Below are 16460 nucleotides of genomic sequence, written 5' to 3' on the forward strand. Positions count from 1 at the left end.
CGTCCGTGTCGACCCGGCCGCCCTTGACCGTGACCGCACTATACGCGGCAGAGGGTTCTTGCCGCCAACCGTCTTTTTGCCGCATGGCGGCAAGGCGGCAGATTTTCCGCTTGCGCGGCAAGCCGGGCGGTTTTCCGCTTGGGCGGCAAATTGAAAAAGACGCCCCGTCTTTCCCTGAGATACCATGGGGCGGTACACCCTATCTGCCGATCATCTCTGGGAGAAAACCGTGTCGAACGCCAAGCAGAACCGCATCAACCGCATGATCAATGTGCTCGAAAACAGCAGCTCCTGGATATCTTCCTCTATGCTCGCCAGCTTGTTGGGCGCAAGCGAGCGCAGCATCCGCAACTATGTTGCCGAGGTCAACGAGGCCGGTACACGACATATCGAATCATCTAAAGAGGGGTATCGTCTTGCTGCAACAACGTCGGCCGCCGGCAATGCCCCGGCCTCCCTCCTCGGCAACGCCGATATCGTCCCCGCTGGCAGCGATTCGCGGCGCGACTTCACCATCTCGCGCCTTGTGAACGCGCGCGACGGACTCTCCGTCTTCGATGTGTCCGACGAGCTCTTTATCAGCGAAAGCACGTTTCAGAGTTCCGTGATGCCGCAGGCGCGGGCACTCGTGCGACAGTTTGACCTCAATATCGAGACACATGACTACCGCATGACGCTCACGGGGCGTGAGGCCGACAAGCGCAAACTTCTCGGCCACATAGCCACGCACAACTCCTATGGCTACTTCACCTCGACCAAGACGCTCGAGAACATGTTTCCCGGCTTTGATGTGCAAGGAATCCTCTCGAGCCTGGTCGAGATTTGTCAGCGCTCGGACCTGTTTATCAACAACTACGCGTTCTCCAACCTGCTCATGCACCTGCTGGTGATCATTATCAGGCTCACCTCGAACAACGAGCTCAGCGAGGTGGACGGCCCCATCGACGGAGACGGCCTGGTGGCGCAGCTTGGGAAGCGTGAGCAGATTGTGCGCTGCGCCCAGTGCATCGCCGCCTACTTTGAGAAGGAGTTTGGCTGCGCCGTCCCGCGTGCCGATTTTCAGCAGATCCTGCTGCTTCTGGCGCTTTCCGTCGAGCGCTGCGATTTTGGCGACCTCAACCGCGAGAAGCTCGCAAGCATCATCGACCGCGATTTTATGGACATGGTCCTGGGGATTCTCGACGAGTGTGGCGAGCGCTACAACCTGCCGCGCTTTATCGACGAGCCTATGCGCTTGCAGCTCGTCCTGCATATGTTTAACGCCTACCAGCGCGCCGTCTACCACGTAAGCTACCCCAACCCGCTCGCCGCGCAAATCAAAAGCGAACACGCACCGGTCTACGACATGGCGGTCTATATCGCCCACCGTTTCTCGACCGCCATGAATGTTGAGGTAGGCGAGAACGAAATCGCGTTTATCGCCTTTCACATCGGCGCCTACTTTGAGAAGTTCTCTGCGCCCGACGGTGCCATCACCTGCACGGTGATTATCGAGGAGTATCACGATTTTGCACGCAGGCTCGTCGACGACCTCAAGTCCGAGTTTGGCGACGACATAAGTGTTGTTGCCGTGATGAGCTGTGATGGCTACCTGGCCGATCCTCCCGAGAGCGATGTGGTGATTGCAACGATCGACGTGCCGGTTTGCGGCGGCAGCACCAAGATCTTGATTGGGCCAATCCTCACTAAGCAAAACGTGCGAAAGATCCGCGACCGGCTTTGCGCTATCCAAGAGCAACGGCGGCGCCTCTATGCCCAGGGCCTTTTGGGGCGCCTGCTACAGCCGGGGCTGTTTATGCGCAACGTAGACGCAAACGACGCCACAAGCTGCATCGACCGAATGGGAGAGCTTTTGGCCGCTCAGGGGCTCGCAACGCCCGAGTATATCGCTGACGTGCATCTGCGCGAGAGTGTCTCGTCGACGGCGTTTACCGACAGCCTTGCCATGCCTCACGCGATCTCGGTATATCCCGAGCGCTCGTTTATCGCCGTGGCCCACAATGACGCCTCGATTCCCTGGGGACGCCACGACGTGCGGTTTGTGCTGCTTATAGGCATCGCGCAGGAAGACATGGGGCTCTTTAGAGATGTGCTCGACCTGATTATCGAGGTGTTCTCCTCGGTAGAGACAACGATGAGGCTCATGCAGACCGACACGTTCGAGGAGTTTCTGGCTGCGCTTACGCATGATATCGGGTAGAGGGCTCGACCCGCATTCTCGACATGCTCGTGGGAAAGCAGCTGTCGAGAATTTGCTAGGGCGGAATCGCATGATTGGCGCGATGTCACCTGATATCCCTGGAGATGTTCAGATTCCAAGCACGCCCAACGCATAAGCCCAGTATTATGAGGTGCGTTTTAAACCCAACGACGGGAGCTTTCATGGCAGCAGCCTTTTCCCATGTGATCTTCGACCTGGACGGCACCATCCTCAACACGCTCGAGGACCTGGCGGCCGCCGGCAACCATACCTGCGAGACGCACGGCTGGCCTACGTTTGCCGTCGACGAGTACCGCTACAAGGTGGGAAACGGCATGCTCAAGCTGGTTGAGCGCTTTATGCCCGCCGAGTACGCGGGCGACGGCCGCATGTTTGAGCAGACGCTTGCCGAGTTTAGGGCTTACTACGGCGATCACAAGGAGGACCACACTGCCCCCTATGCCGGCACGATCGAGATGCTCGACCGTCTGCGCGCCGCGGGCGTGCAGCTTGCCGTGCTCACCAACAAGGACCACATCTCGGCGGCTCCGCTTATCGAGAAGTATTTTGGTTCCGAGCGTTTTGCGCTGGTACAGGGCCGTGTCGATGCGTTTCCGCCCAAGCCCGAAGCACCCGTCACGCTGCATGTGATGGAGGAGCTGGGCGCCGATCCGGCAACCACGCTCTATGTGGGCGATTCCAATGTCGATATCCTAACCGGCCACAACGCCGGCCTTAAGAGCGCGGGCGTCAGCTGGGGTTTCCGCGGCCGCGCAGAGCTCGAAGCAGCCGGCGCCGACTACGTAGTGGACACCCAGGCAGAGCTCACGGCGCTGGTACTGGGCGAGTAACCGCCCATCCCTTCCACGGGTAGCTAATGTGGGACGGGACTCTTTTAGCTGCCCCCGCAACAAAGAAATGTCCCCGACTGCCGGCAGAAAAGGAACGTCCCCAAGTGCCGCCTTCGACAGCGATGGCAACGCCACAGGCACAAGTGCCACTTTAAGCCAGCCAAGGGAACGCCGTTGTTTTGGCAACGACAGCGAAAGCCCGCCAGAGCGAGCAAGGTGCCTTGAAACAAGGCGGCATTGACCTTCTGGTCATGCCGCCGAAGTTGAAAGGCAGATTGCCGCTCTGGCGGGTTTGCAGCGTCGAGTCGTTACGCGGTTCGTAGAACCGCGTAACTAGTTAGCTCATCATCGCATTCATCATCTCGGTGGTTGCGGAATCGTCGGCAGACCACTCGTTATCCTCGTTGGCGGAATATTTAAAGGTGACCTTGGTGTCCTTGGTCTTAGCGGCCTTGGTCACGTCGACCATGACCTGGCCGGCCATCTTGTACAGATCATCCTCGGAAGGCATCGTATCGAGTGCGGCGACCTTCTCCTGATACTGGGTGGCGAAATCTTCGACGATCTTATTCATGGACTTGCAGGTGATGGTAACCTCGGCGGTCGCAGTGCCCTTGTCCTCATCGACCGTCACATCGCCGATCTTGTAATCAAAGCCCTCGAGATAGCTCTTGGCGTACTCCTTGGGATCGATGCCCAGTTGCTCAAACTCGTCGCCCGAAGCCTCTTCCAGACCGGAGAGGAAATCATCGCCGCCGTTCTTGATCTCGTCAAACTGGCTCGTAAGGTCGTTGGTGATGAGCTCTTCCACCGAAGGCCCTCCGCAGCCGGAAAGCAAAACCACGCACGCGACCAGGGCGGCCATCAGAGGCGCAAGCAGCAGCTTCTTTTTCATGACATTCCTCCAAACAAGCGGCGCCGCGTTCCCTGCGCAGCGCACGTCGTAACAGCAAGTCCATATTAGCGGCCCGGCCCAACCCCCTGCGTCGCAAAAGCGCAGGCGGCTCAATTTGACGAGCGAATGGCCCGTAAAACAAGCCCCCTGCAATAAAATGCACCTGTTTAGCCTATTAAAAAAGGGCGGCCGGATAACCCGACCACCCTTGCACATCCTTATGTTGCCGCAGACTACTTGCGGACGACCTTAACGATGGCGTCACCGGCGGCGACGGCAGACTCGGCCTCGACGGCGAGCTCGACGTCGGCAAACTCGGCGGTGTTGGACACGGCCACGACGACGCAGTCCTTGTAACCGGCAGCAGCGATCTTGGTGCGGTCGATCTTGAGGATGGGCTGGCCGGCCTTCACGACGTCGTCAGCCTTGACGAAGCCCTCGAAGCCGTCGCCGTTCATGTTGACGGTATCGACGCCAACGTGCACCAGAACCTCGATGCCGCTATCGGACTGCAGGCCCACGGCGTGACCCATGGTGACGGTCACCTTGCCATCGCAGGGAGCGTAGACCAGGTCGTCCTCGGGCCACACAGCGCAGCCCTTGCCCAGAACCTCGCCACCAAAGACGGGATCGGGCACGTCGGCCATCTTGATGACCTTGCCCTTGACAGGCGAGCACAGCACGTCGGCGCCAGCAGAAGCAGAGATGGAGGCCGGAGCAGCAGCTGCCGCGGGCTCAGCCTTCTTCTTAAACATGTCAAACAGACCCATATGTTTTCTCCTCTTGATTAAGCGCAACGTTATGCGCATGCCTATGGTGATTATAGTGCCAAATGATCAAATTGCTAAGGTGAGGGCTCGAATCGCAAGCCCTTCCCGGTAGTGCTCGTGGGATGAGTATCTCCTTTGCATCGCGGGTCGATAAGCTGAGTATCGCCTGCGCACGGGACGGGCAGAAGCGGGCACGCCAAACCCGACACTTCTTTTCGCGCCCACAGACCGCCGCCGCCCCGCCCCTGACACTTCCTGATACCGACCGAAACGTGCCAAAATAAACCTGTCCCTTTTTGGCAGGTTTGCCGAGTGTGGGAGTTCGGATGGATATCAAACGCAAGATCACCGAGGCGCAGGGCCTCACCCCCACCGAGCAACAGCTCAGCATCTCGGCCCTTGCCATGGGCGAGGACATCCGCGGGCTTTCCATTAAGGAATTTGCCGCACGCACCAACGTTTCGGTCGCGAGCGTGCACCGTTTTTGCAAAAAGCTCGGCCTCGAGGGCTTTAAGGACCTCAAGGTCGAGCTCATCCGCCTGGCAACCGAGGCGGGAAACCGGCGAGACGTGGACATCAACTTTCCCTTCGACGCTACGTCCACCCCTGCGCAGGTTATGGAGCGCATGGAAGGGCTCTACCAGACCACGCTGGCCGAAACGCAGGAACTACTCGACCCCACGCAGCTTGACCACGCCGCCAAGCTCATCGCAAACGCCCGACAGGTCGACATCTACACGGGCTCGCACAACCTCTATCCAGCAGGAATGTTCCGCAACCGCCTGCTCTCCGCCGGCAAAAGCGCAACGTGCCACGACGGCGCTGAGGCCCAGGTGCGTACGGCGCTTGCCTCGGGTCCCGACCATGCGGCAATCGTCATCTCCTACAGCAGCCTTGCCCCCAACCTCAAGGACATCTTGCCGATTCTCAGCAGCCGGCATGTCCCGGTCATCGTCATCGGCACGCCTTATTGCGCTCGCATTCACCCTGGCTTTGCCGCCTACCTCACGGTGAGTGACCACGAGAGTATGACGCATCGCATCACGCAGTTCGCCAGCCACATCGCCGTGCAATACGTGCTCGATTCGCTCTACAGCAGCTACTTCGCCAAAGACTACGCCCACTGCTCCGAATTCCTGGAGCGCTCGTTCCCCTGCACCCGCCTGCCCGGGCTCAAGTAGCGACGAGCGTGGATTTTCGGACGCATATCTAACGAGCGTGGATAATCTCCCACTTTGAGCCCGCACACAGGCCAAAACCGGGAGATTATCCACGCTCGTGTTGAATGCTCCGTTTTCCTCTGCGCCCGAGGGACCACTCGACCACCTTGCACCAAAGCAATAACGACTTCTCGTCATTAGATTATTCAAATCGACTCTAATAACTATTTTCGCCATAAACTCGTTATTAGAATTGATATGATTAGCCTAATAACGAGTTTCCGCCACTAAAGATATGGAGGGCGCGATGCAAATCGAGGAGAACGGCCAGGGAACGCTCCGCAATAATCTATCGGGGAAATTGGCTTACTATTCGTTTTTGCCAACGCCCTTGCAATCATTGAGGCAGCTAAACCTCACTGAGGAAACCTATCGCACGCTTTCCACATGCTCACGAAAGCTTGGAGAGCTTGAAGGCATGCTCTACTTTGTTCCCAACGCCGACATGTATCTGACAATGTATGTGCGCAAAGAAGCACTCCTTTCTTCGCAAATTGAGGGAACCCAGTGCACGTTTGACGACCTACTTAGTCCATCGCAAACCCAACTCCATCATAAAGATGTCGCAGATGTCGTGAATTATGTCCGTGCTGTCGACCGCGGCGTAGAACTGCTCAAAAAGATGCCCTTGTGTACGAGGCTTCTCAGGCAGGTTCATGCGGTCCTGCTGGACGGAGTGCGCGGAACGGAGAAGAATCCAGGCGAGCTGCGCTCCTCACAAAACTGGATTGGCCCTTCAGGCTGCACCGTTGCAACTGCATCGTTCGTCCCTCCAAACATTGAAGATTTGAGCAACACGCTCCAGGACCTCGAACGATTTATCAATGAGCCTCAAGTCGAAATGGATCCGATCGTGCGGGCGGCGCTCGTCCATTACCAATTTGAAACTGCCCATCCATTCCTAGACGGAAACGGTCGCCTGGGCAGGCTTCTCATTACACTTATGCTCATCAATGATGGCGTTCTTCATTCTTGCTTGTTCTATCCATCGTTCCAGTTCAAGAAAAATCGAAGCGAGTACTACCGACAACTCACATCCGTAAGGGAACGAGGAACTTACGAGGAATGGATAGAGTTTTTCTGCGCCAGTCTTCTTGAGAGTGCGAAGGACTCGGTAGGGTCTTTAAAGAGTCTTGTTGATCTCCACAACCGTTCGACGGCAGCTATTACCGAAAATCTCGGAAGGACTGCCGCAAACGGACAAAGGCTGCTGAGCCTTCTTGAAGAGCATCCCATCCTCGACACCGCATTTATCGCTGCCCGACTCGATATCGGTAGGAGCACCGCGAGCTCGCTCGTCAAATCATTTGAAGAATTGGGTATCCTCCGTCCACTCGACGAGTCAAGACAGAGATACCGACAGTACGGGTATGAAGAGTATCTTTCGATTCTCAGGGAAGACGCTGAGCCGATTAGATAGGCACCGCAGCCCAGCCATATTAAAACGAGCGTGGATAATCTCCCACTTTGAGTCCACACGGGGGCCAAAAACGGGAGATTATCCACGCTCATTTCTGACTAGTCATTGGGGACGTTCTTAAACGACTAGTCAAACAAGAACGTCCCCAATGACTACTACGGCAACGCCGATGTTTTGGCAACGACAGCGAAAGCCCGTCAGAGCGAGCAAGGTGCCTTGAAACGAGGCGGCATTGACCTTCTGGTCATGCCGCCGAAGCTGAAAGGCAGATTGCCGCTCTGGCGGGCTTGCAGCGTCAACTGGTTACGCGGGTTGGTAAACCCGCGTAACTACCTACTCCCGAGCTCCGTACTGCTCGTAGTAGGCGTCGATGGCACCCTTGAGCTCGTCGTCGATGACAACCTTGCCGTCGATCTCGTGGTTGTAGAGGGTCTCGACGACCTCGGCCATGGAGACGATGCTCGCGACGGGGAAACCGTACTTGGCCTCGATCTCCTTCTGAGCGGTGGTCACGCCACCCTTGCCGACCTCCATGCGGTTGAGAGACACGATCAGGCCCTTGATCTCGACATCGGCAGCAGCCTTAACCTTGGGATAGGTCTCGTCGATGGACTTACCGCTGGTGGTGACGTCCTCGACCATGACCACGCGGTCGCCGTCCTGGGGCTCATAGCCCAGCAGGTTGCCCTTGTCGGCGCCGTGGTCCTTGGCCTCCTTGCGGTCGCAGCAGTACTTGACCTCCTTGCCGTACAGCTCGTGGTAGGCAATTGCGGTCACGACGGCCAGCGGAATACCCTTGTAGGCCGGTCCAAACAGCACATCAAAGTCGTCGCCAAAGTTATCGTGGATGGCCTGGGCGTAATACTCGCCCAGCTTCTTGAGCTGATAGCCCGTCACGTAAGCGCCGGCGTTCATAAAGAACGGGGACTGACGACCGCTCTTGAGCGTAAAGCTGCCGAACTTAAGGACGTCGGACTCAACCATAAACTTGATGAACTCTTGCTTGTAAGCCTCCATGCGGGCTCCTCTCGTAATCGCGTACGTGCCTTCCAGTTTAGCGCAGGCGAAGCATCGATGCGGGCACGCTTTGAGGCCACGGCATTCTGTAAAGGCTTTATCAGCGACAATGGTTTTCCGAACAATGGGGTTGACATTGCAAACCCCCTCATCAAGAATACGGTCGGATTAAAACGGGTACGAGATACCCAAAGCGCGCTGCGCCCAGCCTTAAGGAGGTGTGCCATGGAAGGCAGTCATAGTCGAAAAACCTGCATGTCGCCCTCGGCACGCCGCGAGGATTCTGCACACGCATAAGCGTCACTATCCGATCGTCAAAACCGCCACAAAGGTGCCTGTCCCCTTTGTGGTGGTTCGTGAGCTTGACGTGAGCGACATCTAGGTTTTTTGAAGCAAATACGACACGTACGCTAACTCCCTTTAACAAGGAGGACCCTATGCTGATGCTCAAAACCGCCACGGTACTCGAAGCCATCTCCAAGCGCCGCCGCACGGCGCGCCCTGCCGCTCACACCGGCCTTGCCAAGAACACCATATTCGCCGCCACCCATAGCGCCGAGGACGCCCTCGTGCTGCTCGACGCCACGACAAACGGCCTCACCGCCGAGCAGGCAACCGAACGCCTGGACGCCTCCGGCCCCAACACCATCGAGGCGCCGACCAAGACGCTCGCGCGCCGCATCGCCGACGCGTTCGTCGATCCCTTCGCTGGCATCCTCGCCGCGCTCGCGCTGGTCTCGCTCTACATCGACGTGCTCGCCGTGCCCGAGCCGCAGCGCGACCCCTCCACGGTCATCGTCATCGGCATCATGCTGCTGGTATCGGGCGGCATGAAGTTTATCCAAGAAGCCCGCAGCGGCAATGCGACCGAGGCCCTCAAGGACTTGGTCTCCAACACCTGCACTGCCCTGCGCGACGGCGAGCGCATCGAGATCCCCTTTGACGAGCTCGTCCCCGGCGATGTGATCCGCCTCTCTGCCGGCGACATGGTGCCGGCCGACGCCCGCATCATCACCGCGCGCGACCTGTTTGTGATCGAGTCCGCACTCACCGGCGAGAGCGAGGCCGTCGAGAAGACAGTTGCCATCACCGTCGTCGATGGCGCCGACGGCTCCGCGCTGCCGCTCTCCGCCTGCAAGAACATCGTCTTTACCGGCACCTCCGTGCAAAACGGCACTGCCATGGCGCTTGTCGTTGCCACCGGCTCGGACACCTACCTGGGCGGCATCGCCAAGATGCTCAACGGGCGTGGCGAGAAGAGCGCGTTTGACCGCGGCGTCTCGAGCGTCTCCATGTTGCTCGTGCGCCTCATGCTTGTTATGGCGCCGGCCGTCTTTGCCATCAACGCCGCCACCAAGGGCAACGTCATCGACGCGCTGTTGTTCGCCACGAGCGTGGCCGTGGGCATCACGCCGCAGATGCTCCCCGTCATCGTGACCACGAGCCTGTCGCAGGGCGCCAAGGACCTCGCCCGTCGCCAGGTTATCGTCAAGGAGCTGCCGGCGATCCAAAACCTGGGCGCCATGGACGTCCTGTGCTGCGACAAGACCGGCACCCTCACCGAAGACCGCATCGTGCTCGAGCGCTACCTCAACACCGATGGCCACGAGGACGCACGTGTGCTGCGCCATGCGTTTTTGAACAGCTTCTTCCAGACCGGCCTCAAGAACCTTATCGACCTGGCCGTCATCGACCGTGCCGATGTGACACCCTCGACCGTCGTACCCGATTCCATGCTGGGCCAGAGCCTGCGCGACCGCTATATCAAGGTCGACGAAGTGCCCTTCGATTTCTCGCGCCGTCGTCTGAGCGTAGTTGTCGCCGACGCCCAGGGCAAAACCCAGATGGTCACCAAGGGAGCTGCCGAGGAAATGCTCGAGATCTGCTCCTTTGTCGAGGTCGATGGCATCGCCCAGCCGCTCACCGAAGACAAGCTCGCCCAGATTCGCAAGCAGGTCGCCAATCTTAACGCCGAGGGCCTGCGCGTGATTGCCGTGGCGCAGAAGACCAATCCGCGCTGCGTGGGCGAATTTGGCATCGCCGACGAATGCGACATGGTGCTGATGGGCTTTTTGGCCTTTCTCGATCCGCCCAAAGCAAGTGCCGCGGGCGCCGTCGCCACCCTCGAAGCCAAGGGCGTGGCGGTAAAGGTCCTGACCGGCGACAACGATCGTGTCGCCGCCACCGTCTGCGAGCAGATCGGCATCGACGCGAGCAACGTCTTGCTCGGCTCCGAGATCGATGCGCTCGATGACGCCGAGCTTGCCGAGCGCGCCGAGAAAACCCATCTCTTTGCTAAGCTCTCGCCGCTGCAGAAGGCGCGTCTGGTGCGCGTCATGCGCGAGCTGCTCGGCCACACCGTGGGCTTTATGGGCGATGGCATCAACGACGCCGCCGCCATGCGCGCGAGCGACTGCGGCATCTCGGTCGACTCCGCCGTCGACATTGCCAAGGAATCCGCCGATATCATCTTGCTTCAGAAGGACCTGGGCGTGCTCGAACGCGGCATCATCGAAGGCCGCCGCACCTACGGCAACCTGCTCAAGTACCTCAAGACCACAGTGAGCTCCAACTTTGGCAACGTGCTGTCCGTGACCGTCGCAAGCCTGTTCTTGCCGTTTTTGCCCATGAGTGCCCTGCAGCTGGTGCTGCTGTCGCTCGTCTACGAGATCGTGTGCATCACGCTACCGTGGGACACCGTCGATGACGTCTGGACTGCTCGTCCGCGCTCCTGGGACGCCGCGTCCATCAAGGGCTTTATGCTCGAGCTGGGCCCCGTGAGCTCGCTGTTTGACATCGTGACCTTCGCCGCGCTCTTCTTTGTGGTGTGCCCCGCCACCGTGGGCGCAAGCTGGTCCGAGCTCTCCGGAACGGGCAACGTCGCGGGTATGGCGACCTTTGCCGCGCTCTTCCAGAGTGGCTGGTTTATCGAGTCCATGTGGTCGCAGACGCTCGTGATCCACATGCTGCGCTCCCCGCGCCTGCCGAGCCCGCGCGACCACGCCGCGCCGGCACTGTGCGTTCTCACTGTACTGGGCCTGGCGCTCGTCACCTGGCTGCCGGCAAGCCCCGCCGCCGATGCGCTCGGCCTCATGACGCTGCCCACGAGCTTTTTTGGGCTGCTCATTGGCATCGTTACCGCCTATATCGCGCTCACCCAGCTGGCAAAGCGCCGCTACATTGCCCGCCACGGCGAGCTGCTGTAACTCCACAGGCACCCTCGTCAAGGATGTTTGGGCCGCCGCGACCCGCCCCCGCTGGCCGCGGCGGCCCAAAACAGCTAAAAACGCCCCTCACCCCCGCTTTAATTTCTTTTGCAAGTTTTAACTTCTTTTGCTTTCTTTCACTTCTTTTAACAAGGCGCCCGGCGGGCATAAGTTGCTCGCCGGGGGTGTCGGTTCGACGAAGAGGCCTCAGCCGTAGCAACGGATTGCCCAGCGAGAGATTTCCCAAGTGCCAACTCAAACAGTACATGTTTAATCTGTTTCGTTAATTGAAATGCGTAAATATGGTTAACCAAAGAATTGATATTTGGTTAAATAGTAACTGTATATTTGGTTAAATGTACTGGTAAACAATGGTGATAATTATGCCAAAGAAGTACTACACTAGAATTATCGAAAATGAGCTTGACCAGCTGCTGGGTATATTCGGCGCCGTTCTCATCGAAGGACCGAAATGGTGCGGAAAGACGACCACGGCCGAGACCCGTGCGGCGTCCAGGCTCCTTCTCATGGACCCGTCCCGCAACTTCGAGAATCGCTTGCGTGCCGAGACTGACCCGGCTCTTGCCGTTTCCGGCGAGGTGCCGCGGCTGATTGACGAGTGGCAGGAGGTTCCGAAACTTTGGGACGCGGCACGGTTTGAGTGCGACAACCGCAGCGGCGAGCCTGGTCAGTTCATATTTACGGGGTCAGCGACACCGCGAGACGACGAACGTCCAATGCACAGTGGCGCTGGAAGGTTCGCTAAATTGCGCATGGATACCATGACGCTTTTCGAGCTTGGGAAATCCAGCGGCGCGGTTAAGCTGTCGGGCATTATTTCTGGCGAAAAGTTCAATGGCGCTTTCGGATCGCTGGATTCCGCCTCGATTGCCGAGTACGTTGTCCGTGGCGGATGGCCCGCGGCGGTCGGTCGCGATGCGCTGGCTGCGTCGGCGATGGCGAAACGTTACATCGGCATAGTCGCCGAAGAAGATTTGTCTCGTGTCGACGGCTCTCGCCGCGACCCTGAAAAGGTCAAAGCTGTCATCGAATCGCTTGCGCGCAATGAATCCACTTTGGCGACACTCAAGACGCTCGTAGCCGATCTTGGTGGAGAAGTATCGAGACAAACGGCGGCATCATATATATCCCTTCTCGCTCGGGTTAGTTTCGTTCGCGATATTCCCGCATGGAACCCCGCAATGAGATCTCCCGTGCACTTAAGAGAATCGAAGAAGCATCATCTCGCTGATCCGTCACTGGCGGCCGCTGCGCTCGGAGCGACTCCGGCGACATTGCTGCTAGATTTCAAGACGCTTGGGCTGCTTTTTGAATCGTTGGCCCTTCATGATTTGTGGGTTTATGCGCAGGCAAATGGAATGGGCCTCTATCACTATCACGATTCTCGCGATCTAGAAGTCGATGCAGTCATTGCGGCTCCCGGTGGAACGTGGATCCCGGTCGAAATCAAGCTCAGCTCCGCCCAAATCGAAGAGGCGTCTGACAGCCTTATTGCTGTCGAGAAGCGTATGGTTGCCGCCGGAAACAACCCGCCAGTTTCGAAAGTCGTAATCATTGGATTTGGTTCACAAGCCTATGTCACTGACCGCGGCGTCCAAGTTGTTCCGCTGGATGTGCTCGCGCCGTAGTGCAATTGCAAGTTTTTACTTCTTTTAACAAGGCACCCGACGGGCATAGGCTGCTCGCCGGGCGCCTTGGTTAGGATGCTATTGCTGTTGAGAACGCCTAGGCCAAATCTTCGCCGTTGGTGGCGATAACCTTCTTGTACCAGTCAAAGCTCTTCTTCTTGGAACGCTTGAGGGTGCCGTTGCCGGCGTCGTCGCGGTCCACATAGATAAAGCCGTAGCGCTTGGACATCTCGCCCGTACCGGCCGAGACCAGGTCGATCGGGCCCCAGGTGGTGTAGCCCAGCAGGTCAACGCCGTCCTCGGTCACCGCATCGCGCATCGCGGCAATATGCTGACGCAGGAAGTCGATATGGTAGTCGTCGTTGATAGAACCATCCTCCTCGACAACATCCCTGGCACCCAGACCGTTCTCAACCACAAACAGCGGCTTCTGATAACGGTCGTACAGGTCATTAAGGGTGATGCGGAAGCCCAGCGGATCGATGGCCCAGCCCCACTGGCTCTCCTGCAGGTAGGGGTTCTTGGCGCCGGCGAAGGCGTTGCCCTGGGTGCGCTTGACATCGGGGTTGTCGGCACCGGCAGAGCAACGGGTGCTGTAGTAACTAAAGCTGATGAAGTCGACGGTGTTGGCAGCCAGGACCTCGCGGTCCTCGTCGGTCATGCCCACATCGATGCCCAGGCGCTCGAGTTTCTTGACGGCATAGGCCGGGTAGTAACCGCGGCTCTGGACGTCGACGAAGAAGTAATTGTCCTGGTTGTCAAGCTGAGCCTGGCGTACATCGCCCGGACGGCAGCTGTAGGGATAGTAGGTGCCCGCGGCGAGCATGCAGCCGATCTTGACCTCGGGGTCGATCTCGTGGGCGATCTTGGTTGCCCAAGCGCTGGCGACGAGCTCGTTGTGGGCGGCCAGGTACTCGACGGCTTCCTTGTTCTCGCCCTCCTCAAAGACCAGGCCGGCACCCATAAACGGCAGGTGAAGGATCATGTTGATCTCGTTGAAGGTGAGCCAGTACTTCACCAGGCCCTTGTAGCGGGTGAAGATCGTGGTCGCGAGGTTCTTGTAGAAGTCGATGAGCTTGCGGTTGCGCCAGCCGCCGTACTCCTTGATGAGGTGGACGGGGCAGTCGAAGTGCGTGATGGTCACGAGCGGCTCGATGCCGTGCGCCTGGCACTCGCGGAACACGTCCTCGTAAAAGGCCAGGCCGGCCTCGTTGGGCTCGGCCTCGTCACCGTTGGGGAAGATACGGGTCCAGGCCAGGCTCATGCGGAAGGTCTTAAAGCCCATCTCGGCAAAGAGGGCAATGTCCTCCTTGTAGTGATGGTAGAAATCGATGCCGGTCTGCGCGGGATAGTAATAGCCGTCCTCGAAGTCGAGCATCTTGCGCTGGCCGGAGACCACCGCGTAACGCTCCGGGCCGTGCGGCGCCACATCCACGTTGGCCAGGCCGCGACCGTCAACGTTGTACGCGCCCTCGCACTGGTTGGCAGCCGTCGCGCCGCCCCACAGGAAGTCATTACGGAAAGCCATGCATCGATCCTTTCACACGCTGTTTGTCGTGGCTTCAGTATCCCCGTAAGCAGCGCGCCACTCAACGGCAACGGCGCAGGTCGGCACTTCTTTTCGCGCACAGACGCCCGGCAGCCGCCCCCGTCTGACACTTTTTGATACCTGCCCGCCCAAACCGCCAACCACCACAAAGGGGACAGGCACCTTTGCGGCGGATTGGGCCCGGTTTGTCTCGATCTGTAACAGTTAGGCAGCCAAAACCGGGCCTGGTGTTACAGATCGAGATTTTTCGGGCAGCCCCTTCAGTTTGTCTAAATCTGTAACAGGTAGAGACGATTTAGCCCGCTAGATGTTACAGATCGAGATGGAAGATTCTAGTCGCAGGCGATGTCGAGGTTCTTGCCGACGAGGCCTACGTAGCCGCCTTCGGCTGCTTTGGGGCTGTCGGCGTGGCAGAGGACCCACTTGTCGGCCTTCCAGTAGCAGTAGCTGTCGCCGGCCGCGGGCATGTCGGCCGCCGCCTCGGGGCGCGGGCCGTTGGTACCCGCCGGCAGCGCAACCATCACTTGGAAGCCGCCGTCGTCGACCATGCAGGGCGTGTAGTGAAGCGTGGTGTTGAATACCTCGACGACCTTGCCCGCCGGCACGCGGAACGCCTTGACGCACGCGGTGTCGAGCTTGCCGTCCTCGATCTCCCAGCGATGCGCCACGAGCAGGATAAAGTCGCGGGCGCCCAGGTTAAACTCGCTGGCGCGGTGATACTCCAGGCAGTTGAGGCGTGTGTTGTGGCCGTTGCACCAGCCGAGCTGGAAGGGGCGGCCGCCAAACATGAGAAAGCCCAGTTTGTCGGCATCCTTGACGCCCTCGAGCTCCGGCGCACTTGCTACGTACTTACTGCCCTCGGGGATGGGCGTGGCAGAGAGCGCCTCGAGCACGGGCGACGTGAGCACGGACGGAACGTTATCCCAAACGTTGCCATAGGATTTGAACTCGGGATCGTTGACAGAGTAGATATGCATGTTCACTCCTGTTTGTAAATGTGACTATACGAACATTCTAGAACAAACATGAGCGATTTTGAACGCTCGTCCCGACCAATCAACAAAAAGGCGCCCCCGCATAAGCGAAGACGCCCAATGCGCTCGTTTTGGGCGATAAAGCTCTTATGCCTGCTGATAGTGCAGGTGCTTCTCATCGATATCGGCCAGATCGCGGTCGAGGTAGCGGCGCGCGAGCCAGTTTGCCATGGGAAGGTTCTGGTCCAGGTAGTTACCGCACTCCTCGGGAGCGGCACCGGGGACATCGCCCTCAAAGCCGGCGACAAACTCGAACAGTTCGCGCACGAGCGGCAAGATTTCCTCGCTCGTCAGCTCACCAAAGACAACCAGGTAAAAGCCCGTACGGCAGCCCATGGGCCCAAAGTAGACAATGCGGCTCGACCACTCGGCATGATTGCGGAGGAACGTCGCGCCCAGGTGCTCGATGGTGTGGCACTCGGCCGTGTTCATGACCGGCTCTTTGTTGGGCGTGGTCAGGCGTAGGTCAAAGGTGGTGACGGCGGCGCCGGTCGCCGGATCGCGGTCGATGCGGCTCACGTACACGCCGGGCTCAAGCAGCAGATGGTCAACGGAAAAGCTCGCGATGCGCTCCATGGCAGATCCTCTCGATAGTCAAATTGGGACGGGGCTCTTTTAGCTGGTTCGAATGGTCGCACCAATCATACCA

12 protein-coding genes are annotated in these 16460 nt (G+C 58.8%); 6 read left to right on the top strand and 6 right to left on the bottom strand.

All coding sequences use genetic code 11. The annotated features are described in order from the left end of the window. Positions 1-229 precede the first annotated feature (229 nt). Together DXB53_RS05505 and DXB53_RS05510 are read left to right on the top strand one after the other, a co-directional pair. On the top strand, positions 230-2200 hold the full coding sequence (locus DXB53_RS05505; RefSeq protein WP_158556497.1) for a PTS sugar transporter subunit IIA: 1971 nt from the start codon (positions 230-232) through the stop codon (positions 2198-2200). Between the two features lie 182 nt (positions 2201-2382). Beyond that, positions 2383-3051, top strand: coding sequence for an HAD family hydrolase (locus DXB53_RS05510; RefSeq protein ID WP_117583655.1), 669 nt, complete (start codon positions 2383-2385; stop codon positions 3049-3051). A 337-nt stretch (positions 3052-3388) separates the two neighbouring features. On the opposite strand, the gene DXB53_RS05515 is transcribed toward DXB53_RS05510, so the two are convergent. Beyond that, entirely contained in the window at positions 3389-3946 is a 558-nt protein-coding gene (locus DXB53_RS05515; RefSeq protein WP_117583656.1) for a hypothetical protein, read from the bottom strand. Between the two features lie 233 nt (positions 3947-4179). Next, a complete protein-coding gene (locus DXB53_RS05520; RefSeq protein WP_117583657.1) occupies positions 4180-4716 on the bottom strand; it encodes a PTS glucose transporter subunit IIA in 537 nt (178 codons plus the stop codon). Between the two features lie 326 nt (positions 4717-5042). Here DXB53_RS05520 and DXB53_RS05525 point away from each other — a divergent pair, with 326 nt between their 5' ends. Together DXB53_RS05525 and DXB53_RS05530 are read left to right on the top strand one after the other, a co-directional pair. Then, entirely contained in the window at positions 5043-5897 is an 855-nt protein-coding gene (locus tag DXB53_RS05525) for a MurR/RpiR family transcriptional regulator (protein WP_117583658.1), read from the top strand. Between the two features lie 286 nt (positions 5898-6183). Further along, positions 6184-7356: a Fic family protein gene (locus DXB53_RS05530; RefSeq protein WP_158556498.1), complete on the top strand. Its 1173-nt coding sequence runs from the start codon at positions 6184-6186 to the stop codon at positions 7354-7356. Positions 7357-7689: 333 nt separating this feature from the next. On the opposite strand, the gene pyrE is transcribed toward DXB53_RS05530, so the two are convergent. Continuing rightward, the gene (pyrE, locus tag DXB53_RS05535; protein ID WP_117583660.1) at positions 7690-8373 is read right to left on the bottom strand and encodes an orotate phosphoribosyltransferase; all 684 of its coding nucleotides are present in this window, start codon (positions 8371-8373) and stop codon (positions 7690-7692) included. Positions 8374-8810: 437 nt separating this feature from the next. Here pyrE and mgtA point away from each other — a divergent pair, with 437 nt between their 5' ends. Together mgtA and DXB53_RS05545 are read left to right on the top strand one after the other, a co-directional pair. Then, on the top strand, positions 8811-11579 hold the full coding sequence (gene mgtA, locus DXB53_RS05540) for a magnesium-translocating P-type ATPase (RefSeq protein WP_117583661.1): 2769 nt from the start codon (positions 8811-8813) through the stop codon (positions 11577-11579). 383 nt (positions 11580-11962) lie between these two features. Further along, positions 11963-13228 (top strand): ATP-binding protein, encoded by a 1266-nt coding sequence (locus tag DXB53_RS05545; protein WP_158549353.1) that lies wholly within the window; start codon positions 11963-11965, stop codon positions 13226-13228. A gap of 97 nt (positions 13229-13325) precedes the next feature. On the opposite strand, the gene DXB53_RS05550 is transcribed toward DXB53_RS05545, so the two are convergent. The 3 genes from DXB53_RS05550 to DXB53_RS05560 all read right to left on the bottom strand — a co-directional run bounded on the left by DXB53_RS05550 (position 13326) and on the right by DXB53_RS05560 (position 16387). Next, positions 13326-14756: a 6-phospho-beta-glucosidase gene (locus DXB53_RS05550; RefSeq protein WP_117583663.1), complete on the bottom strand. Its 1431-nt coding sequence runs from the start codon at positions 14754-14756 to the stop codon at positions 13326-13328. A gap of 353 nt (positions 14757-15109) precedes the next feature. Further along, complete coding sequence (locus DXB53_RS05555) at positions 15110-15754, bottom strand: DUF4867 family protein (protein WP_117583664.1); 645 nt, start codon at positions 15752-15754, stop codon at positions 15110-15112. Between the two features lie 144 nt (positions 15755-15898). After that, positions 15899-16387 (bottom strand): S-ribosylhomocysteine lyase, encoded by a 489-nt coding sequence (locus DXB53_RS05560; RefSeq protein WP_117583665.1) that lies wholly within the window; start codon positions 16385-16387, stop codon positions 15899-15901. Between the last annotated feature and the right edge of the window lie 73 nt (positions 16388-16460).

It is taken from the genome of Collinsella sp. OM04-5 (assembly GCF_003439125.1).
Lineage (GTDB): Bacteria > Actinomycetota > Coriobacteriia > Coriobacteriales > Coriobacteriaceae > Collinsella.